The sequence below is a fragment of the Streptococcus sp. DD13 genome (genome assembly GCF_001578875.1).
Taxonomy (GTDB): domain Bacteria; phylum Bacillota; class Bacilli; order Lactobacillales; family Streptococcaceae; genus Streptococcus.
This window is the reverse complement of record NZ_KQ969509.1, coordinates 1-20,487: the sequence shown is the minus strand read 5'-3', so window position 1 is coordinate 20,487 and position 20,487 is coordinate 1. Positions and strand designations below refer to the sequence as shown.

The window sequence follows — 20,487 nt, the reverse complement described above, 5'->3', positions numbered from 1 at the left end:
TCATTGTTTTGTTTCGTGTAATTTATGGTAAAATAATCCTATGAGTTCAAGAATGTTAGATAGCCAACTACTAGGTGATGAGGAGATGGTGGAGCGGACGCTTCGTCCCCAACGCTTAGATGAGTATATCGGTCAAGATAAGGTGAAAGATCAATTAAAAATTTTTATCGAAGCCGCTAAATTGCGTGATGAAGCGATGGATCATACGCTCTTGTTTGGGCCGCCTGGTCTAGGAAAAACTACCATGGCTTTTGTTATCGCGAATGAGCTCGGGGTTCATCTCAAGCAGACATCTGGTCCTGCCATTGAAAAACCTGGAGACCTTGTAGCTATTTTAAATGATCTAGAACCTGGAGATGTCCTTTTTATTGATGAAATCCACCGGATGCCGATGGCCATCGAGGAGGTTTTGTATAGTGCGATGGAGGATTTCTATATTGACATCATGATCGGGACCGGAGAGGCTTCTCGAGCAGTTCATTTAGAATTGCCTCCCTTTACCTTGATTGGCGCGACGACCCGAGCCGGGATGTTGTCCAACCCCTTGCGGGCTCGTTTTGGGATCACAGGTCACATGGAGTATTACGAGATAGAGGATTTGGCAGAAATCGTCCTTCGAACGGCGGATATCTTTGAAATAGAGATTACAGAAGAAGCGGCTTTTGAGCTGGCGAGAAGGTCTAGAGGAACCCCTCGTATTGCGAATCGATTATTGAAGCGTGTTCGGGACTTTGCACAGATTATTGGAGATGGAATAATCGACGATCAGATCACAGGTCGAGCGCTAACCATGTTAGATGTGGACAAAGAAGGACTCGATTACGTGGATCAAAAAATATTGCGGACCATGATTGAGCTATATGGTGGTGGTCCGGTTGGCCTAGCCACCCTTTCAGTCAATATCTCTGAAGAGCGAGAAACGGTAGAGGATATGTACGAACCCTATCTGATTCAAAAGGGCTTTATCCTTCGGACGCGGTCTGGGCGAGTAGCGACAGAGAAAGCTTATCAGCATCTGGGATTGCCTTATCAGAATAAATAAACAATATTCTGAATATCAAAAAAACTTATTTATGACATCTCCCTGGTAGTAAAGCTGAAAAGGGAGATGTTTTGCTTTATTCTAGACTGTAAAATAAAAATACAAAAATACCTTGAGATATGATATAATGAGAATTATTTCTAAAAAAAGGGATTCGTATGAATGAAAAGGAATTTGGATTAAGGGTCAAGCAGCTGCGGCAAGAACAAGGGCTCACACGAGAAGAGTTCTGTCTTGCAGAAGAAGAGTTAACGTCTAGGCAACTAGCGCGTATTGAAGCGGGCGGCTCTAAGCCTACCTTGAAAAGTATCAGTTATATAGCGAAACGGCTAGGTTACTCAACCTATGAATTAATGCCAGATTACGTCGCGCTTCCGTCGGCATATAGACGGTTAAAATATGATATGTTGCGTCGGCCGACATATGGAAACGAAGAGCTTCTTGAAAAGAAAGATCAAGTTTTTAGAGAGATTTACGACGACTATTATGATAATCTTCCAGTGGAAGAACAGATGGCCATTGATGCCTATTCATCTGGTTTGGATATACTGCGAACCGAGGATGCCGTTTATGGAAATGAAATCATCCATCGTCATTTTTACGAGATCTATGAGAAGGAATTTTATACCATCAATGACTTGATTGTGATTCGGCTTTTCATCATCTGGTTGGATACTTCTCATCAGCAACAAACCAACGATGTGTCGAAAAACATGGTTTATTTGGAAAACTTAGCAGAAAAGTTGCCCAAACAGCGAGACAACTATGACCTAGAAGAAGTGTTTGTGTTGAGGGATCTCCTGATCAACTTGATTATCCAAATGGGACGCTTTCAATTAAAATTGGAGAAACTGCCAGAATTGTTTGATGTCGTGGAGGACATCATGGAAGAAAGTCATGACCTACAGAAAAAACCAGTGTTACTGCAGTTAAAATGGACCTACTATTTGAAAGTGAAGGACAATTACGAGGAGGCCTACCGCTGCTACCAGGACGCCCTCCAATTAACCCAACTGCTAGGAGATGCCCATTTAAAGGCTTTGCTCGAGAGTGTTTGGGAGAAAGATACTAAAAAAGATTTGTGACATTTATTTCATAGACCAAGTCCTTGTTCTATTGGTAAAATTATTTCATCAATAAAACAAGGAGGGGACATATGGATGCAATACCTACTGACTGGGAAAAATTTATGGGTTGGGGAAGTATATAATGAACGAAAAACTGGACCAATGGCTGTTTTCGAAACAAGGGAAAACCTACCGCTATAAGATGGAAAAGATACGCTTTGCCCTCGATCTCTTGGGAAATCCTGAGCGGTCTTTTTCTGCTATTCACGTTGCAGGGACCAATGGAAAAGGTTCGACAGTGGCTTTTTTAAGGCAACTCCTACAAGGACATGGCTATCGAGTGGGGACGTTTACTTCCCCGCATCTTGAAGCGGTTTATGATCGAATTGCGATTAATGGACGGTCTATTCCAGCAGATGAGTTTTATGACATCCTACAAGAAGTGGTGCAATTGGAAGAAAAAGTAGCTGAACGGTATGAGCCCTTTAACTTTTTTGAGAGTATGACACTGACCATGTTTTTGTATTTTAGTCGAGCACACCTGGACGTTGCGGTCATCGAGGTCGGGATTGGAGGCCTCCTGGATACAACCAATGTCATTGATCCGGTCGTGTCTTGTATCGTTTCAGTTGGTTTGGATCACCAGGACATGTTGGGGACGACCTTATCGGAGATTGCGGCCCAAAAAGCAGGAATTATCAAACGAAAAACCCCCGTCGTTCTTGGTCCAATGGGTGAGGAATGTCTTCGTGTGTGTCTCGGTTTGGCTCAGGAAATGGAAGCGCTGGCTTTTTGTGATGGTTCGGATTTTCAGCTGGAACGAGGAGTGTTTACCAATGCACTCTTTCGGCAAGAAATCCCTTTTTTAGGCTTAAAAGGGGCCTATCAAGAGCAAAATGCGGCGGTGGCTTTGGAAGTCTTTTGCTTGTGGCAAGATGATGCTCGACAAGTCATTGATTGGGACCAAGTAAGGGTCTCCCTCCAGGAAACGACATGGCCTGGGCGATTGGAACAAGTTTCTCAGATGCCGGATATTTATATAGATGGAGCTCACAATCTGCCGGCCATCGAGCGCCTGGTTGAATTTGTAAAAGCGCAGAACAAATCACAGGTGACGATTCTTTTTTCCGCATTGAAGCGTAAAGACTATACAGACATGGTAGCCTATCTTCAAAAGAATCTCCCTGCTTGTCAGTTAGTGCTTACGAATTTCGCTCATGAGGGGGTGATCACATCCGAGGATTTCGATGGGATCCCCTATGAGCCAGATTATCGCTCCTATCTTCATTGGTGGCAGAATCAAGCGAAAGCAGATGATTTGTTGATGATCACGGGTTCTCTCTATTTCATCTCGGATATCCGTCCTTACCTTTTCGAAAAGGTCCTTTAAGTGAGATATGACAGAGTCTTTTTGATTTGGTATAATAAATAGGAAAAAGGAGAACGATATGACTGATGAACACCATCTCGAGCGGACACGACGCTCCCGCCGGTATAGAGGGAAGCGAATTCGTGGAAGTCGTCAAATGAATGAAGAACAACAAGATGGACGCGTCACAGAAGAGCGAGCCCTAGACCAGACAAAACGCTTGTCTGGTCCGGTTGGCGGGCGATTAGGAGCGTCCTTCTTATGGAGTTTGCTACTGACCATCTTTAGTTTGGTCAATCCTTTCTTAATCAATTTTGCGACCAATTCCCAAACACAAGATTTATACGCGGGTCTAGCGATGCACTCTGGACAGGCACCTTATTTGAATTTTGTTGGATCCGATGGAGTCCTGTATTATCTTTTGGTTTATCTTGGGACCTTCTTCGGTAGTCGGGTTGGGTTAGCTCTTCTTCAGTTGGTCGTCCTTACCTTGAGTGGTTTCTTCTATTCAAAAATCGCTAATTACTACGCAAGGGATAGAAAGACAGTGGGCAATTACCTGATGTGGTTTTATTTGCTTCTTTGGAGTCTCGCCTTTGGAGGGTTTTACGCGGCTGTTTTTGCTTTACCTTGCTTGCTTGCAAGCGTTTGGTTCTTAATCAAATACTTTGACGGTCATCTAAAAGATGAAGCCTTTATTCGATTTGGCCTCTACCTTGCTATCGGTTGCTTGATTGAGCCGAGTACCATTTTGTTTTGGTTAGTGGCAGGCTTCTATTTGCTTGGTCATAATCTTAAAAACAAACGAAAAGCGCGTGGCTTCTATCAATTTTTGGCTTGTTTGTTTGGTTTTTTACTAGTTGGCTATCTCGTTGGTTACTATATTTTAGACAGTCAAATTGTTGCCTTTCTGATCCCTCAGTCCATTGTCTATGGATTTTTAGCGATGAATTTCGGTCGGTCGGCTATTTTCTGGAGCTTGGTCAGTCTTTTGCTTTGCCTGACTGGGACAGGGTTGTTGCAGACCTTTGTTACTTCTCTGTTTCGTCACTTTCGGACAAAGAAAAACGAAGAGATTACGACAATTGCCCTTATTGCTTTTCTCGTTCAATTATTCTTTATGATAGGAGGGCGCTATTTTGAGTTAAACCAGCTGCTTCTCTTGTTGCCGTTAGGGATGACTTTAGCGGTTCAAAAAGTGGCGCAACCGGACACCCAACATCTAGAGCCAAGGAGGAAGAGTTACTTGCGAAGTCACTATTTTCTCCCGCTAGTCGCCTTGTGTTTGTTGCCGGCGTACAGCCTTGGTCGTTCGATTCTTGATGGTCAGTTGACTCAGGAACGAGAACAAATTGCACAAGTCATCAATCAAGATCAGCAAGTAAATGGTCGGATATATGTGTGGGACAGTAGTGCTATGATTTATTTGAAAACCAATCGAATATCTGTTTCTCGTGTCATAACCCCAGAACCTTATTTAGATATTGAACAAAATAAAACTCTGGTGGCCTATAATCTGGGGCAAAATAATGCTCAATACATCGCAATCAACAAGCAGGTTTCTATGCCAACTAATGTGATGGAAAATATACGTGAAAACTATACGCAAGTTCAAACAGGCACCCAAATCCTAACACTATATAAGAAGAAATAGCAAAAAAGATCAAAAGGGACGAAGAGCCCCTTCTTATATTTGTTAGAAAAGAGAGTAGGACAGAAATCGGGAATTCATTAGAATTCGATTTCGTCGCCCCACCTCCGCCCAGTTGAGTCGGGCTGTAAAAGCGGATGAAATCAGCCTAGTAGACCCCACTCAACCACTGCGTCTTGCTCGACAATCCAAAAACAATTGAGAGGCTGGGACTTTTGTCCCAGCCTCTTTTCTGCATTATTAGGAGTCTTTTTATAGGAGGTGACCAAAGTTTCTTTCATATTACAGTTGCTCTTAGAGCCTCCTCTATCAAGAACAAGAGGAGGATAGTCTAAAAAACCAATCCCCATCCCCATCCACACAATCCTTGGAGTTCGCATCTCAGCTCAGAAATCCAAGCGAAAAAGTAACTGTGCGAAGGGGCAATGGTTTAAAACGATAATTTACTTCCAAAATGCTTGCAAAGGGGGTAAGATTCTGTTATACTACTATGGTGCCGTTAAAAAACGGCTTTAGCTTTGATGCAAGAGGTTGCGACACGCACGGCTGCATTGCCACGCAGCGGCAGGTCGGTTTTCTTGTGGAGCTAGCCTATTATCTTAAATAGACGAAAAGGAGAAAAAGATGGCAAGCAAAAAAATCCGTATCCGTTTGAAAGCTTACGAACACCGTACGCTTGATACAGCGGCAGAGAAGATTGTAGAAACTGCAACACGTACAGGTGCTCAAGTGGCAGGACCAGTTCCGCTTCCGACAGAACGTAGCCTTTACACCATCATCCGTGCAACGCACAAATACAAAGATTCTCGTGAACAATTTGAAATGCGTACACACAAACGCTTGATTGACATCATCAACCCAACTCAAAAAACAGTTGACGCTTTGATGAAACTTGATTTACCAAGTGGTGTAAACGTAGAAATCAAATTGTAATCTGAGCACAAAAACGCTCGTTAAAAACTTTTAAAAATTATAGAAAAGGAATTTTTTCTCATGACAAAAGGAATCTTAGGGAAAAAAGTGGGAATGACTCAAATTTTCACTGAATCAGGTGAATTTATCCCTGTAACTGTCATCGAAGCGACTCCAAACGTTGTGCTTCAAGTGAAAACTGTCGAAACAGATGGTTATGAAGCTGTTCAGGTTGGTTTTGACGACAAACGTGAAGTATTGAGTAACAAACCTGCCAAAGGCCATGCTGCTAAAGCAAACACGGCTCCTAAGCGCTTCATTCGTGAATTCAAAAACGTTGAAGGCTTAGAAGTCGGACAAGAAATCACTGTCGAAACTTTCGAAGCTGGAGACATCGTAGACGTTACCGGAACAACCAAAGGGAAAGGTTTCCAAGGGGTTATCAAACGCCATGGACAATCACGTGGACCTATGGCTCACGGTTCTCGTTACCACCGTCGTCCTGGTTCAATGGGACCAGTTGCACCAAACCGTGTGTTCAAGAACAAACACTTGGCGGGTCGCATGGGTGGCAACCGCGTAACGATTCAAAACTTGGAAGTGGTTCAAGTGGTTCCAGAAAAGAACGTTATCCTAATCAAAGGAAATGTTCCAGGTGCTAAGAAATCTCTTATCACTATCAAATCAGCTGTTAAAGCAGCGAAATAACAACAGAAAGGAGATTGATATCTAATGGCAAACGTTAAATTATTTGACCAAACTGGTAAAGAAGCCGGAGAAGTAGTTCTTAATGATGCAATCTTTGGCATTGAGCCAAATGAATCTGTTGTTTTTGATGTTATCATCAGTCAACGTGCAAGTCTTCGTCAAGGAACTCATGCGGTGAAAAATCGCTCAGCAGTTCGTGGTGGTGGACGTAAACCATGGCGCCAAAAAGGAACTGGACGCGCTCGTCAAGGGTCTATCCGTTCTCCACAATGGCGTGGCGGTGGTGTAGTCTTCGGACCAACTCCACGTTCTTATGGCTACAAATTGCCTCAAAAAGTCCGTCGTCTTGCATTGAAGTCTGTTTATTCAGAAAAAGTTGCGGAAAACAAATTTGTGGCAGTTGATTCTCTTGAGTTTTCAGCTCCAAAAACTGCTGAATTCGCAAAGGTTCTTTCAGCCTTGAGTATTGAATCAAAAGTGCTTGTGATCATCGAAGAAGGAAATCAATTCGCTGAGCTTTCAGCTCGTAACCTTCCGAACGTTAAGGTTGCAACAGCAACAACTGCAAGTGTTTTGGATATCGTAAATAGCGACAAACTTCTTGTGACTCAAGCAGCTATCTCTAACATCGAGGAGGTTCTTGCATAATGAACTTGTATGACGTTATCAAAAAACCTGTTATCACAGAAAGCTCAATGGGCCAACTTGAAGCAGGTAAATATGTATTTGAAGTGGACACGCGTGCACATAAACTCCTCATTAAACAAGCTGTTGAAGCAGCTTTTGAAGGTGTAAAAGTAGCAAACGTAAACACAATCAATGTGAAACCAAAAGCAAAACGTGTCGGACGTTACGTTGGTCGCACAAACAAAGTCAAAAAAGCGATTGTAACCTTAACCGCTGATTCAAAAGCAATCGAGTTGTTCGCTTCAGCTGACGCAGAATAAACAAAGGAGGAAGAAACGTGGGTATTAAAGTTTATAAACCAACGACAAATGGCCGTCGTAACATGACTTCTTTGGATTTTGAAGAAATCACAACAAGTACTCCTGAAAAGAGTTTGTTGGTATCTCTTAAGAGCAAAGCGGGTCGCAACAACAACGGTCGTATCACTGTACGTCATCAAGGTGGCGGACATAAACGTCACTATCGTATCATCGACTTCAAACGTCAAAAAGACAATGTTGAAGCAGTTGTAAAAACGATCGAATACGATCCAAACCGTACAGCAAACATCGCACTTGTTCACTATACGGATGGTGTGAAAGCCTATATTCTTGCGCCAAAAGGCCTAGAAATTGGACAACGCATCGTTTCGGGACCAGAAGCGGATATCAAAGTGGGGAATGCATTGCCACTAGCAAATATCCCAGTTGGTACTTTGGTGCACAACATTGAATTGAAACCAGGAAAAGGCGGAGAATTGGTTCGTGCAGCAGGGGCTTCTGCTCAAGTATTGGGTGCAGAAGGGAAGTATGTTCTCGTACGTCTTCAATCAGGCGAAGTTCGCATGATCCTTGGTACTTGCCGGGCGACTGTTGGGGTTGTCGGAAATGAACAACAATCTCTTGTGAACCTTGGTAAAGCTGGACGTAACCGCTGGAAAGGTGTTCGCCCTACTGTTCGTGGTTCTGTAATGAACCCGAATGATCACCCACACGGTGGTGGTGAAGGTAAAGCACCGGTAGGACGTAAAGCGCCATCTACTCCTTGGGGTAAACCTGCGCTTGGTCTTAAAACCCGTAACAAGAAAGCGAAATCTGACAAACTTATCGTTCGTCGTCGCAACCAAAAATAAGATCAAAGTTTTTGACTTGATCGCTTAACATCCGCCAACTCGGTAGTGCTCGTTCGAGCACAAGCCGTTGTGGTACTTATTTTAAAGGAGAATACTACATAATGGGACGTAGTCTTAAAAAAGGACCTTTCGTCGATGAGCATTTGATGAAAAAAGTTGAAGCTCAAGCTAATGACGAAAAGAAAAAAGTAATCAAAACTTGGTCACGTCGTTCAACGATTTTCCCAAGTTTCATCGGGTATACTATTGCAGTCTACGATGGTCGTAAACATGTACCAGTATACATTCAAGAAGACATGGTAGGTCACAAACTTGGTGAATTTGCGCCAACGCGTACTTACAAAGGTCATGCTGCAGACGACAAGAAAACTCGTCGTAAATAATTTAGGAGGAAAACACAATGGCAGAAATTACTTCAGCTAAAGCAACTGCTCGCACAGTACGTGTTTCACCTCGTAAATCACGTCTTGTCTTGGATAATATCCGTGGCAAAAGTGTAGCAGACGCAATTGCAATCTTGACTTTCACGCCAAATAAAGCTGCTGGCATCATCCTGAACGTATTGAATTCAGCTGTGGCCAATGCAGAAAATAATTTTGGTTTGGAAAAGGCTAACTTGGTCGTATCTGAAGCGTTCGCAAACGAAGGCCCAACCATGAAACGGTTCCGTCCTCGTGCGAAAGGTTCAGCATCGCCAATCAACAAACGCACAGCGCACATCACTGTAGTTGTGGAAGAAAAATAAGGAGGTAAAAACGTGGGACAAAAAGTACATCCAATTGGAATGCGTGTCGGCATCATCCGCGATTGGGATGCAAAATGGTATGCTGAAAAAGATTACGCGGATTACCTTCATGAAGATTTGAAAATCCGCAACTTCATCAAAAAAGAATTGGCTGAAGCATCTGTATCAACGATTGAAATTGAACGTGCCGTGAATAAGGTTATCGTTTCAATTCATACAGCGAAACCAGGTATGGTAATCGGGAAATCCGGAAGCAACGTTGATGCGCTTCGTGCACAATTAAACAAATTGACAGGTAAGCAAGTACACATCAATATTATTGAGATCAAATCTCCAGATTTGGATGCTCATTTAGTTGGGGAGTCTATCGCTCGTCAATTGGAACAACGGGTTGCTTTCCGTCGTGCTCAAAAACAAGCTATTCAACGTACAATGCGTGCCGGTGCAAAAGGGATCAAAACTCAGGTTTCTGGTCGTTTGAACGGTGCAGATATCGCTCGTGCAGAAGGGTATTCTGAAGGAACTGTTCCGTTGCACACACTGCGTGCAGATATTGATTATGCTTGGGAAGAAGCAGATACTACTTATGGTAAACTAGGTGTGAAAGTTTGGATTTACCGTGGGGAAGTTCTTCCAGCTCGTAAAAACAAAAAAGGAGGTAAATAACACATGTTAGTACCTAAACGTGTTAAACACCGTCGTGAGTTTCGTGGAAAAATGCGCGGTGAAGCTAAAGGTGGTAAGGAAGTGACATTTGGAGAATTCGGTCTTCAAGCAACAACCAGCCACTGGATTACAAACCGTCAAATCGAAGCTGCCCGTATTGCCATGACACGTTATATGAAACGTGGTGGTAAAGTATGGATTAAAATTTTCCCGCACAAATCATACACCGCTAAAGCTATCGGGGTACGTATGGGATCTGGTAAAGGGGCACCTGAAGGTTGGGTGGCACCAGTTAAACGTGGCAAAGTGATGTTTGAAATCGCTGGCGTATCTGAAGAAGTAGCTCGTGAAGCGCTTCGCTTGGCTAGCCACAAATTACCAGTTAAAACGAAATTCGTAAAACGCGAAGCAGAATAAGGAGAAGACATGAAACTTCAAGAAATTAAAGATTTTGTTAAAGAACTTCGTGGACTTTCTCAGGAAGAACTTGCAAAACGCGAAAATGAACTCAAAAAGGAATTGTTTGATCTTCGTTTTCAAGCTGCTGCAGGCCAACTTGAGCAAACTGCTCGTTTGAACGAAGTGAAAAAACAAATTGCGCGGATCAAAACTGTGCAATCTGAAAACAACTAATAGACTAGGGAAGGAGAATTTCAATGGAACGCAATAATCGTAAAGTTCTTGTTGGGCGTGTCGTGTCTGACAAAATGGACAAAACCATCACAGTTGTAGTTGAAACGAAACGGAACCACCCAGTCTATGGTAAACGTATTAACTACTCTAAAAAATACAAAGCTCATGATGAAAACAATGTTGCCAAAGAAGGGGATATCGTTCGTATCATGGAAACTCGCCCACTTTCAGCTACAAAACGTTTCCGTCTTGTAGAAGTTGTGGAAGAAGCTGTTATCATTTAATTAAGCCAGAAAGGAGAATAAAGCATGATTCAATCAGAAACTCGTTTAAAAGTTGCGGATAACTCTGGCGCACGTGAAATTTTGACAATCAAAGTTTTGGGTGGTTCAGGTCGTAAATTCGCCAACATCGGTGACGTGATTGTTGCTTCAGTAAAACAAGCTACTCCTGGTGGTGCAGTTAAAAAAGGTGACGTTGTTAAAGCTGTTATCGTACGTACTAAATCAGGTGCTCGTCGTCCAGACGGTTCATACATTAAGTTTGATGAAAACGCTGCTGTCATTATTCGTGATGACAAAACGCCACGCGGAACACGTATCTTTGGCCCAGTTGCCCGTGAATTGCGTGAAGGTGGCTTCATGAAAATCGTTTCATTAGCGCCAGAAGTACTTTAATTCAATCACAAACGAAAGTCCCCTTGCGCAAGCAAGGGTGCCTGTTCAGGCGTAAGAATATAGGAGAAAATATGTTTGTAAAAAAAGGCGACAAAGTTCGCGTTATTACTGGTAAAGATAAAGGCGTAGAAGCAACAGTTCTTGTTGCATTGCCAAAAGTAAACAAAGTTATCGTTGAAGGGGTTAACCTTGTCAAGAAACATCAAAAACCTAACAACGAAAACCCTCAAGGGGCAATCGTTGAAAAGGAAGCTCCAATCCATGCATCAAACGTTCAAGTTTTGGATAAAAATGGTGTAGCTGGCCGTGTGGGTTACCGTTTTGAAGATGGCAAAAAAGTACGCTACAACAAAAAATCAGGCGAAGTGCTTGACTAATCACGAAGGAAAGGAGAAGTATAATGGCTAATCGTTTAAAAGAAAAATACCTAAATGAAGTTGTTCCTGCCTTGACAGAGCAATTCAACTATTCATCTGTAATGGCTGTGCCAAAAGTGGATAAGATTGTTTTGAACATGGGTGTTGGGGATGCTGTCTCTAACGCAAAAAATCTGGAAAAAGCTGCTGAAGAATTGGCATTAATTTCAGGACAAAAACCACTGATTACTAAGGCAAAGAAATCTATCGCCGGCTTCCGTCTTCGTGAAGGTGTTGCGATCGGTGCTAAAGTTACCCTTCGTGGTGAACGGATGTACGAATTCTTGGATAAATTGGTTTCAGTATCACTTCCACGTGTGCGTGACTTCCACGGTGTTCCAACAAAATCATTTGACGGTCGTGGGAACTACACACTTGGTGTGAAAGAACAATTGATCTTCCCTGAAATTAGCTTTGATGATGTAGATAAGACTCGTGGTTTGGATATCGTAATTGTTACTACTGCTAATACAGACGAAGAATCACGTGCGCTACTTACAGGCCTTGGAATGCCTTTTGCAAAATAATAGGGAGAGAATAAATGGCTAAAAAATCAATGATTGCTAAGAATAAACGCCCAGCTAAATTCTCGACTCAAGCTTATACACGTTGTGAACGTTGTGGACGTCCACACTCAGTTTACCGTAAGTTCAAACTGTGCCGTGTTTGCTTCCGCGAGTTAGCCTACAAAGGACAAATTCCTGGTGTAACAAAAGCATCTTGGTAATATTATGATACAAAGAGCGTCACAACCACAGCAAAAATAGGAGATACGGGACAGGAGCGCTGCTCCTAATTAAATCTCTCTTTTTTGCCCGGGTTGTAGCTCGTGTTCAAATGAGTATAATCTCGTTTGTATGTATCAAAACTTTCTGAGCCTAGCTCAATCATTAACTAGCAAGTGCATTGGGCAAACTGCTAGTAAGAGGAGAAAAGAATATGGTTATGACAGACCCAATCGCAGACTTTTTGACACGTATTCGTAACGCAAATCAAGCGAATCATGAAGTGTTGGAAGTGCCTGCATCAAATATTAAAAAAGGCATTGCTACAATCCTTAAAAACGAAGGATTTGTGAAAAATGTTGAGTTTATCGAAGATGACAAACAAGGAGTAATCCGTGTCTTCTTGAAATACGGACCAAATGGTGAAAAAGTAATCACCAACTTGAAACGTGTTTCAAAACCAGGTCTTCGTGTCTACTCAAAACGTGAAGATATTCCTAAAGTCCTTAACGGATTAGGAATCGCAATTATCTCAACCTCTGAAGGCTTGTTGACAGACAAAGAAGCACGCCAAAAGAATGTTGGTGGTGAGGTTATCGCTTACGTTTGGTAATTGATGATGTGAGAGCGTTAAAAGAATGCAGTGAAAATAGGGAGTTTGTAGCAGGAGCGATGCTCCAAGACAAACTTATCTTTTTCACCGAATTCTTAGCTCGAACTCAAATATGGTACACAATCAGGTATCTTGATTTGAACACGGACTGAAAGCTGTGTAAAAAAGATAAAATCGTCTTGGCTCATCGAGCCGTCACCGATTTTCCTATTTTTACTTTGCTTTCTAGGTCCTTTGTATCATAATCCCCCCGTGAAAACTGGTCGTCTAAACGGCCTGACAATTTAACAGGAGAAAATCTACATGTCACGTATTGGTAATAAAGTTATCGTGTTGCCTGCTGGTGTTGAACTTACCAACAACAACAATGTTGTAACTGTAAAAGGACCTAAAGGAGAACTGACTCGTGAGTTCTCAAAAAATATTGAAATTCGTGTAGACGGAAACGAAGTGACCCTTCACCGTCCAAACGATTCAAAAGAAATGAAAACCATTCATGGAACTACTCGTGCTAACCTCAATAATATGGTTGTTGGTGTTTCTGAAGGGTTCAAAAAAGAACTTGAAATGCGCGGGGTTGGATACCGTGCGCAACTTGCTGGAAGCAAATTGACTCTATCAGTTGGTAAATCACACCCAGATGAAGTTGAAGCTCCAGAAGGAATTACCTTTGAACTTCCTACACCGACTCAAATCGTTGTATCTGGAATCAACAAAGAAGTTGTTGGACAAACAGCTGCCTATATTCGTGGCTTGCGTGCTCCAGAACCGTATAAAGGTAAGGGGATTCGCTACGTTGGTGAATTTGTTCGTCGCAAAGAAGGTAAAACAGGTAAATAATAGTTGGTATTTGTGGTTCAGGCCACGAATCGCTATTACTTTATCATTTGTCTAATGACAAGATTTAAAAGTAAGAGGTGAAAATTGTGATTTCAAAACCAGATAAAAACAAACTCCGTCAAAAACGCCATCGTCGTGTACGCGGAAAAATCTCTGGAACTGCTGCTCGCCCACGTTTGAACATTTTCCGTTCTAATACAGGCATCTACGCTCAAGTGATTGATGACGTAGCGGGTGTAACGCTCGCAAGCGCTTCTACTCTTGATAAAGAAGTTTCAAAGGGAACAAAAACAGAACAAGCCGTTGTTGTCGGTAAACTTGTTGCAGAACGTGCAGTTGCTAAAGGTATTTCTGAAGTGGTGTTCGACCGCGGTGGATATCTATATCACGGACGTGTGCAGGCATTGGCTGAATCAGCTCGTGAAAACGGATTGAAATTCTAATAGGGAGGACACTAAGAATGGCATTTAAAGATAATGCAGTTGAATTTGAAGAACGCGTCGTAGCCATCAACCGTGTTACAAAAGTTGTAAAAGGAGGACGTCGTCTTCGTTTTGCAGCTCTTGTAGTTGTTGGTGATCGCAATGGTCGTGTAGGTTTCGGTACCGGTAAAGCTCAAGAAGTTCCAGAAGCAATTCGTAAAGCAGTAGAAGCTGCTAAAAAGAACCTTATTGAAGTACCAATGGTTGGGACAACAATTCCTCATGAAGTTCGCTCAGAATTTTCAGGAGCTCGTGTATTGTTGAAACCAGCTGTAGAAGGTGCTGGGGTTGCTGCTGGGGGTGCAACTCGTGCCGTTATCGAATTGGCAGGTATCGCAGATGTGACTTCAAAATCACTTGGATCAAACACTCCTATCAACATTGTTCGTGCAACTGTTGAAGGATTGAAACAACTGAAACGCGCTGAGGAAGTTGCGGCACTTCGTGGCATCTCAGTTTCTGATTTGGCATAAGAAAGGAGAACTCATGGCTCAAATTAAAATCACTTTGACGAAGTCTCCAATCGGTCGCAAGCCAGAGCAACGTAAAACTGTTGTTGCCCTTGGTCTTGGCAAATTGAACAGCTCAGTCGTTAAAGAAGACAATGCAGCTATCCGTGGAATGGTGAATGCTATTTCACACTTGGTAACTGTCGAAGAAGCATAAGCTTCACATTGATAAGAGATGAGTCGTAAAGAATACTTTGCGACTTCATCTGCATTTGTATAGGCGAGTTTGCCCATCGAGTCCTTACTGGATGAGCAGGCGCTAGCATTTTACACATAAGGAGAAAATAAATGAAACTTCATGAATTACAACCTGCAACAGGTTCCCGTAAAGTTCGTAACCGTGTAGGTCGTGGTACATCATCAGGTAATGGTAAAACTTCAGGACGCGGACAAAAAGGTCAAAAAGCTCGTAGCGGTGGTGGCGTACGTCCAGGTTTTGAGGGGGGACAAACTCCATTGTTCCGTCGTCTTCCAAAACGTGGATTTACAAACATCAACGCGAAAGAATACGCTATTGTAAACCTTGATCAATTGAACGTCTTTGAAGACGGTGCTGAAGTTACACCAGTTGTTTTGATTGAAGCTGGTATCGTGAAAGCTGAAAAGTCAGGTGTTAAAATTCTTGGTAACGGCGAATTGACGAAAAAATTAACAGTGAAAGCAGCGAAATTCTCTAAAACAGCAGAAGAAGCAATCACTGCTAAAGGTGGCTCAGTAGAAGTCATCTAAGAGGTGGCCGTCTATGTTTTTTAAATTATTACTTGACGCACTAAAGGTAAGAAATGTTCGAAAGAAAATTCTTTTTACAATTTTTATCGTTTTAGTCTTTCGAATTGGGACTCAAATTACTGTACCGGGCATCAATGCAGCTGCATTGAAAAACCTGCAGGATCTTCCCTTTTTGAATATGTTGAGCTTAGTATCAGGGAATGCCTTAAGTAACTTTTCTGTTTTTGCTTTAGGTGTCAGCCCTTATATTACAGCCTCCATTATCGTCCAACTATTACAAATGGATATCCTACCCAAATTTGTGGAGTGGGGAAAACAAGGAGAAGTTGGTCGTCGAAAACTCAACCAAGCAACCCGCTATATCTCATTGGTTTTAGCGTTTGTTCAATCCATCGGAATTACTGCTGGGTTTAGTACATTGTCAAGTTTCAATTTGACAACGACGCCTTTGACCTGGAAAGTTTATCTAGTAATCGGAGCGATCCTTACGACGGGTTCGATGATTGTGAATTGGCTGGGCGAACAGATTACAGATAAGGGTTATGGCAATGGAACTTCCATGATTATTTTTGCGGGGATCGTCGCATCCTTACCAGGAACAATTCAGGAGTTCTATGAGGACTACTTTGTAAACGTCGATTCTTCTCAATTGACACGGTCCTATATTATCGCTGCAGCTCTTGTTGTCGCAGTGTTAGTGATTGTATACCTCACAACCTATATTCAACAGGCTGAGTATAAAATTCCGATTCAATACACAAAACGTGCACAAGGGGCGCCATCTAGCTCTTATTTACCACTCAAGTTGAACCCGGCTGGGGTCATTCCGGTTATCTTTGCGGGATCTATTACAGCAATCCCTACTTCTATAATTCAGTTTTTAGCAACCCAAAACCGATCGATAGGTTGGCTGAATAGCATTAGCGCTTACTTTGATTATACAAAAACCGAAGGAGCTCTTGTATACGGCTTGCTAATTGTCTTATTTACATTCTTCTATAGTTTTGTCCAGATCAATCCAGAAAAAGCTGCTGAGAATCTGCAGAAAAGTGGAGCTTATATCCATGGCGTGCGACCAGGAAATGGAACAGAAAAATATATTTCTCATCTTTTGCGTCGCTTGTCAACCGTGGGTTCCCTCTTCCTAGGAGCGGTAGCCCTCCTCCCTATCTTAGCTCAAAACACCTTAGGTTTAAGTAGTCGTGTAGCTTTCTTAGGGACAAGTTTGATCATTATCATTATGACAAGTATTGAAGGTGTAAAACAATTGGAAGGATTCCTATTGAAACGCAAGTATATCGGATTTATGGAAAAGGCGAAATAGAATTAGGTTGACCTAGTCAACCTTCTATTTTGTTTCCAGATAAGTTTGCCAGTTGTTGGTGAATTTATGTGAAAACAAAATAAAGGAGTACACCATGAACCTTCTTATCATGGGCTTGCCAGGAGCCGGTAAAGGCACGCAAGCAGTCAAAATTGTTGAAACCTTCGGTGTGTCACATATTTCAACCGGAGATATGTTTCGTGCGGCCATTTCTAATCAAACAGAAATGGGGAAATTAGCAAAAGAATTTATGGATAAAGGAGATCTTGTTCCAGACGAAGTTACAAATGGTATTGTAAAAGAACGACTGTCTCAAGACGATATCAAAGAAAACGGCTTTCTATTAGATGGCTACCCTAGAACTCTTGAACAAGCTCATGCTTTAAGCAAGACACTGGAAGAGCTACAGTTGAAACTGGATGGAGTCCTCAATATTGCCGTTAACCCCGATATTCTCTTGGATCGACTTAGTGGCCGGATTATTCACAAAGAAACTGGAGAAAGTTTTCATAAAATCTTTAATCCACCTGTTGATTATAAAGAAGAAGACTATTACCAGCGAGAAGATGATAAGCCGGAAAGTGTTCAACGTAGGTTAGAAGTTAATATCGCTCAAGGACAACCGATTCTTGATTATTACCAAGAGCTTGGCTTGGTTCATGAAATCAATGGCGATCAAGAGATTGATGCAGTCTTCGGGGAAGTGGAAGCCTATTTAAAGAGTCTGTAAATCAATGCAACGCTAGGCTTGCAATTTATGGATGAAAGTGGTAAAATACTCTAGTCTGACTTATAATTGTTACCTCTGATTCAGAGGAAATTAAATCGAAATTTAGGGAGGGAAGCTTTTGCATGGCAAAAGAAGATGTGATTGAAATCGAGGGTAAAGTAGTTGATACGATGCCAAACGCAATGTTTACAGTCGAATTAGAAAACGGCCATCAGGTCCTTGCGACTGTCTCAGGTAAAATCCGTAAAAATTACATTCGGATTTTGGTTGGTGATCGAGTGACTGTGGAATTAAGTCCATATGACTTGACTCGAGGACGCATCACTTACCGCTTTAAATAGTCGAAATACTTGGAGGGAAAAAATGAAAGTAAGACCATCGGTCAAACCTATCTGCGAATACTGTAAAGTAATTCGTCGTAATGGTCGTGTTATGGTAATTTGCCCGGCAAATCCAAAACACAAACAACGTCAAGGATAAAATAGAAAGGAGAAAACATGGCTCGTATTGCTGGAGTTGATATTCCAAATGACAAACGTGTAGTGATTTCATTGACTTACATCTACGGTATCGGTCTCGCAACGTCTAAGAAAATTCTTGCAGCTGCAGGTATTTCAGAAGATGTCCGTGTGAAAGATTTGACAAGCGATCAAGAAGATGCTATCCGTCGTGAAGTAGATGCAATCAAAGTTGAAGGAGATCTTCGACGCGAAGTAAACTTGAATATCAAACGTTTGATGGAAATCGGTTCATACCGTGGGATTCGTCACCGTCGTGGACTTCCTGTCCGTGGACAAAACACTAAAAACAATGCTCGCACTCGTAAAGGTAAAGCTGTTGCGATTGCAGGTAAGAAAAAATAAAATAGGAGGTAAAAAAATTGGCTAAACCAACACGTAAACGTCGTGTGAAAAAGAATATCGAATCTGGTATTGCTCATATTCACGCAACATTTAATAACACTATTGTTATGATTACTGATGTGCATGGTAATGCTCTTGCTTGGTCTTCTGCTGGTGCGCTTGGCTTTAAAGGTTCTCGTAAATCAACACCATTTGCAGCTCAAATGGCTTCAGAAGCAGCTGCTAAATCAGCTCAAGAACACGGTTTGAAATCAGTTGAAGTAACAGTTAAAGGTCCAGGTTCAGGTCGTGAATCAGCTATTCGCGCGCTTGCAGCAGCTGGTCTAGAAGTGACTGCTATCCGTGATGTGACTCCTGTGCCGCACAATGGTGCTCGTCCTCCAAAACGTCGCCGTGTATAATCGTGATAGCAATACACTGCTTTTCGTTTCAGAGGGAGTAACTATACATGATTGAGTTTGAAAAACCAACTATAACAAAAATTGATGAAAATAAAGATTTTGGTAGATTTGTAGTAGAGCCTCTTGAAAGGGGATATGGTACAACTCTAGGCAATTCACTACGCCGTGTATTGTTAGCGTCTCTTCCAGGTGCAGCTGTGACATCTATAAAAATTGATGGGGTATTACATGAATTTGATACCGTATCAGGTGTACGCGAAGACGTTATGCAGATTATTCTTAACGTAAAAGGAATCGCTGTAAAATCTTATGTCGAAGGTGAAAAAACGGTTGAACTTGAAGTTTCAGGTCCAGCAGAAGTAAAAGCCGGAGATATTTTAACAGATAGTGACATTGAGATTGTAAATCCAGATCACTACCTATTTACTATCGCTGAAGGTGCAGTATTTAGAGCCACTCTAACTGTAAATACTGGGCGAGGGTATGTTCCTGCAGAAGGAAACAAAAAAGATGGTGCTCCAGTAGGAACATTGGCTGTAGATTCTATCTATACACCGGTTAGCAAGGTTAATTACCAAGTTGAACCAGCTCGTGTTGGTAGCAATGATGGTTTTGATAAATTAACCCTTGAAATTAAGACAAACGGAACGATTGTTCCCGAGGATGCGTTAGGACTATCCGCTCGTATTTTAATGGAACACTTAGGACTATTTACTGATCTTACAGAAGTGGCGAAATCTGCTGAAGTAATGAAAGAGTCTGAGAGTTCATCTGATGACAGAATGCTGGATCGTACAATTGAGGAATTAGATTTATCTGTTCGTTCATATAATTGTTTGAAACGTGCTGGAATCAATACGGTGTTAGATCTAACTGAAAAAACTGAGCCTGAAATGATGAAGGTTCGTAATCTTGGACGCAAGAGTTTAGAAGAGGTCAAAGTAAAATTGGCTGATTTAGGCTTGGGTCTGAAAAAAGATAAATAAAATAGGAGGAAATAATGGCATATCGTAAACTAGGACGCACTAGCTCACAACGTAAGGCAATGCTACGTGATTTGACAACTGATCTATTGATCAACGAATCTATTGTGACTACTGAAGCTCGTGCAAAAGAAATCCGTAAAACTGTTGAAAAAATGATTACTCTTGGTAAACGTGGCGATTTACACGCTCGTCGTCAAGCTGCAGCATTTGTACGTAACGAAATTGCATCAGAAAACTATGATGAAGCTACTGATAAATACACATCAACTACAGCCCTTCAAAAATTGTTCTCTGAAATTGCACCTCGTTATGCAGAGCGCAATGGTGGTTACACACGTATTCTGAAAACAGAACCACGTCGTGGTGATGCTGCCCCAATGGCAATTATTGAATTAGTTTAAAATCATCAATTTTGTTGAGTGTTATGATGATGGAGCATCTCGCTCTTAGTCTAGCTCTGGTCTACCGCCGATTTTTTTCGGCGGTAACACTCATCATATTTTTACAATAGATTAGATAAGCAGTAGCAGGAAACTATTTATCTAATCTATTGTATTTTTTTATTACCATGACATAAATGTCCTGTTGGCCTGGAAAACTA

The 20,487-nt window shown here is 41.9% G+C and carries 33 protein-coding genes; all 33 read left to right on the top strand.

Annotated elements, in window-relative coordinates:
• Positions 1-40: 40 nt before the first annotated feature.
• Positions 41-1,042: a Holliday junction branch migration DNA helicase RuvB gene (ruvB, locus tag STRDD13_RS07890; RefSeq protein WP_067103742.1), complete on the top strand. Its 1,002-nt coding sequence runs from the start codon at positions 41-43 to the stop codon at positions 1,040-1,042.
• Positions 1,043-1,200: 158 nt separating this feature from the next.
• Positions 1,201-2,127, top strand: coding sequence for a helix-turn-helix domain-containing protein (locus STRDD13_RS07885; protein WP_067103740.1), 927 nt, complete (start codon positions 1,201-1,203; stop codon positions 2,125-2,127).
• 124 nt (positions 2,128-2,251) lie between these two features.
• Positions 2,252-3,499, top strand: coding sequence for a bifunctional folylpolyglutamate synthase/dihydrofolate synthase (locus tag STRDD13_RS07880; protein WP_067103738.1), 1,248 nt, complete (start codon positions 2,252-2,254; stop codon positions 3,497-3,499).
• A gap of 58 nt (positions 3,500-3,557) precedes the next feature.
• Positions 3,558-5,132, top strand: coding sequence for a glycosyltransferase family protein (locus STRDD13_RS07875; protein ID WP_067103736.1), 1,575 nt, complete (start codon positions 3,558-3,560; stop codon positions 5,130-5,132).
• A gap of 621 nt (positions 5,133-5,753) precedes the next feature.
• Positions 5,754-6,062, top strand: a complete 309-nt coding sequence (gene rpsJ / locus STRDD13_RS07865) for a 30S ribosomal protein S10 (protein ID WP_067103733.1) — start codon at positions 5,754-5,756, stop codon at positions 6,060-6,062.
• Between the two features lie 60 nt (positions 6,063-6,122).
• Positions 6,123-6,749, top strand: a complete 627-nt coding sequence (rplC, locus tag STRDD13_RS07860; RefSeq protein ID WP_067103731.1) for a 50S ribosomal protein L3 — start codon at positions 6,123-6,125, stop codon at positions 6,747-6,749.
• A gap of 24 nt (positions 6,750-6,773) precedes the next feature.
• A complete protein-coding gene (gene rplD, locus STRDD13_RS07855) occupies positions 6,774-7,397 on the top strand; it encodes a 50S ribosomal protein L4 (protein ID WP_067103729.1) in 624 nt (207 codons plus the stop codon).
• Positions 7,397-7,696, top strand: coding sequence for a 50S ribosomal protein L23 (locus STRDD13_RS07850; protein ID WP_067103727.1), 300 nt, complete (start codon positions 7,397-7,399; stop codon positions 7,694-7,696). Before rplD ends, STRDD13_RS07850 begins: the two co-directional genes overlap by 1 nt.
• Before the next feature lie 17 nt (positions 7,697-7,713).
• Positions 7,714-8,547, top strand: a complete 834-nt coding sequence (gene rplB, locus STRDD13_RS07845; protein ID WP_067103725.1) for a 50S ribosomal protein L2 — start codon at positions 7,714-7,716, stop codon at positions 8,545-8,547.
• A 101-nt stretch (positions 8,548-8,648) separates the two neighbouring features.
• The gene (gene rpsS, locus STRDD13_RS07840; protein WP_000533766.1) at positions 8,649-8,930 is read left to right on the top strand and encodes a 30S ribosomal protein S19; all 282 of its coding nucleotides are present in this window, start codon (positions 8,649-8,651) and stop codon (positions 8,928-8,930) included.
• Positions 8,931-8,947: 17 nt separating this feature from the next.
• On the top strand, positions 8,948-9,292 hold the full coding sequence (gene rplV / locus STRDD13_RS07835; RefSeq protein ID WP_067103724.1) for a 50S ribosomal protein L22: 345 nt from the start codon (positions 8,948-8,950) through the stop codon (positions 9,290-9,292).
• 12 nt (positions 9,293-9,304) lie between these two features.
• A complete protein-coding gene (gene rpsC, locus STRDD13_RS07830) occupies positions 9,305-9,958 on the top strand; it encodes a 30S ribosomal protein S3 (RefSeq protein WP_067103722.1) in 654 nt (217 codons plus the stop codon).
• Positions 9,959-9,961: 3 nt separating this feature from the next.
• Complete coding sequence (rplP, locus tag STRDD13_RS07825) at positions 9,962-10,375, top strand: 50S ribosomal protein L16 (protein ID WP_067103720.1); 414 nt, start codon at positions 9,962-9,964, stop codon at positions 10,373-10,375.
• A 9-nt stretch (positions 10,376-10,384) separates the two neighbouring features.
• On the top strand, positions 10,385-10,591 hold the full coding sequence (gene rpmC, locus STRDD13_RS07820) for a 50S ribosomal protein L29 (RefSeq protein ID WP_067103719.1): 207 nt from the start codon (positions 10,385-10,387) through the stop codon (positions 10,589-10,591).
• 23 nt (positions 10,592-10,614) lie between these two features.
• Positions 10,615-10,875, top strand: a complete 261-nt coding sequence (gene rpsQ / locus STRDD13_RS07815) for a 30S ribosomal protein S17 (protein ID WP_000440801.1) — start codon at positions 10,615-10,617, stop codon at positions 10,873-10,875.
• Positions 10,876-10,899: 24 nt separating this feature from the next.
• Positions 10,900-11,268, top strand: a complete 369-nt coding sequence (gene rplN / locus STRDD13_RS07810; protein WP_067103717.1) for a 50S ribosomal protein L14 — start codon at positions 10,900-10,902, stop codon at positions 11,266-11,268.
• Positions 11,269-11,339: 71 nt separating this feature from the next.
• Positions 11,340-11,645 (top strand): 50S ribosomal protein L24, encoded by a 306-nt coding sequence (rplX, locus tag STRDD13_RS07805; protein WP_067103715.1) that lies wholly within the window; start codon positions 11,340-11,342, stop codon positions 11,643-11,645.
• 23 nt (positions 11,646-11,668) lie between these two features.
• Entirely contained in the window at positions 11,669-12,211 is a 543-nt protein-coding gene (gene rplE, locus STRDD13_RS07800; protein ID WP_067103713.1) for a 50S ribosomal protein L5, read from the top strand.
• A gap of 14 nt (positions 12,212-12,225) precedes the next feature.
• Positions 12,226-12,411 (top strand): type Z 30S ribosomal protein S14, encoded by a 186-nt coding sequence (locus STRDD13_RS08330; RefSeq protein ID WP_001085699.1) that lies wholly within the window; start codon positions 12,226-12,228, stop codon positions 12,409-12,411.
• A 212-nt stretch (positions 12,412-12,623) separates the two neighbouring features.
• Positions 12,624-13,022 carry a 30S ribosomal protein S8 gene (rpsH, locus tag STRDD13_RS07795; RefSeq protein ID WP_067103712.1) on the top strand — a complete coding sequence of 133 codons (399 nt, stop codon included), beginning with the start codon at positions 12,624-12,626 and terminating at the stop codon, positions 13,020-13,022.
• 303 nt (positions 13,023-13,325) lie between these two features.
• On the top strand, positions 13,326-13,862 hold the full coding sequence (rplF, locus tag STRDD13_RS07790; protein ID WP_067103710.1) for a 50S ribosomal protein L6: 537 nt from the start codon (positions 13,326-13,328) through the stop codon (positions 13,860-13,862).
• Positions 13,863-13,948: 86 nt separating this feature from the next.
• Positions 13,949-14,305, top strand: a complete 357-nt coding sequence (rplR, locus tag STRDD13_RS07785; protein ID WP_067103708.1) for a 50S ribosomal protein L18 — start codon at positions 13,949-13,951, stop codon at positions 14,303-14,305.
• A 17-nt stretch (positions 14,306-14,322) separates the two neighbouring features.
• Entirely contained in the window at positions 14,323-14,817 is a 495-nt protein-coding gene (gene rpsE / locus STRDD13_RS07780) for a 30S ribosomal protein S5 (protein ID WP_067103707.1), read from the top strand.
• Between the two features lie 13 nt (positions 14,818-14,830).
• On the top strand, positions 14,831-15,010 hold the full coding sequence (rpmD, locus tag STRDD13_RS07775; protein WP_000057245.1) for a 50S ribosomal protein L30: 180 nt from the start codon (positions 14,831-14,833) through the stop codon (positions 15,008-15,010).
• Between the two features lie 131 nt (positions 15,011-15,141).
• Positions 15,142-15,582 (top strand): 50S ribosomal protein L15, encoded by a 441-nt coding sequence (gene rplO / locus STRDD13_RS07770; protein ID WP_067103705.1) that lies wholly within the window; start codon positions 15,142-15,144, stop codon positions 15,580-15,582.
• Positions 15,583-15,595: 13 nt separating this feature from the next.
• Complete coding sequence (secY, locus tag STRDD13_RS07765; protein WP_067103703.1) at positions 15,596-16,906, top strand: preprotein translocase subunit SecY; 1,311 nt, start codon at positions 15,596-15,598, stop codon at positions 16,904-16,906.
• A gap of 94 nt (positions 16,907-17,000) precedes the next feature.
• Positions 17,001-17,636, top strand: coding sequence for an adenylate kinase (locus STRDD13_RS07760; RefSeq protein ID WP_067103701.1), 636 nt, complete (start codon positions 17,001-17,003; stop codon positions 17,634-17,636).
• 122 nt (positions 17,637-17,758) lie between these two features.
• The gene (gene infA, locus STRDD13_RS07755) at positions 17,759-17,977 is read left to right on the top strand and encodes a translation initiation factor IF-1 (protein ID WP_002936627.1); all 219 of its coding nucleotides are present in this window, start codon (positions 17,759-17,761) and stop codon (positions 17,975-17,977) included.
• 22 nt (positions 17,978-17,999) lie between these two features.
• Positions 18,000-18,116 carry a 50S ribosomal protein L36 gene (gene rpmJ, locus STRDD13_RS08325; protein WP_001808836.1) on the top strand — a complete coding sequence of 39 codons (117 nt, stop codon included), beginning with the start codon at positions 18,000-18,002 and terminating at the stop codon, positions 18,114-18,116.
• Positions 18,117-18,133: 17 nt separating this feature from the next.
• Positions 18,134-18,499, top strand: a complete 366-nt coding sequence (gene rpsM, locus STRDD13_RS07750; protein WP_067103700.1) for a 30S ribosomal protein S13 — start codon at positions 18,134-18,136, stop codon at positions 18,497-18,499.
• 17 nt (positions 18,500-18,516) lie between these two features.
• Positions 18,517-18,900: a 30S ribosomal protein S11 gene (rpsK, locus tag STRDD13_RS07745; RefSeq protein ID WP_067103698.1), complete on the top strand. Its 384-nt coding sequence runs from the start codon at positions 18,517-18,519 to the stop codon at positions 18,898-18,900.
• Positions 18,901-18,947: 47 nt separating this feature from the next.
• Positions 18,948-19,886 carry a DNA-directed RNA polymerase subunit alpha gene (locus tag STRDD13_RS07740; protein ID WP_067103696.1) on the top strand — a complete coding sequence of 313 codons (939 nt, stop codon included), beginning with the start codon at positions 18,948-18,950 and terminating at the stop codon, positions 19,884-19,886.
• A 14-nt stretch (positions 19,887-19,900) separates the two neighbouring features.
• Positions 19,901-20,287, top strand: coding sequence for a 50S ribosomal protein L17 (gene rplQ, locus STRDD13_RS07735; protein WP_000331493.1), 387 nt, complete (start codon positions 19,901-19,903; stop codon positions 20,285-20,287).
• Positions 20,288-20,487 lie beyond the last annotated feature (200 nt).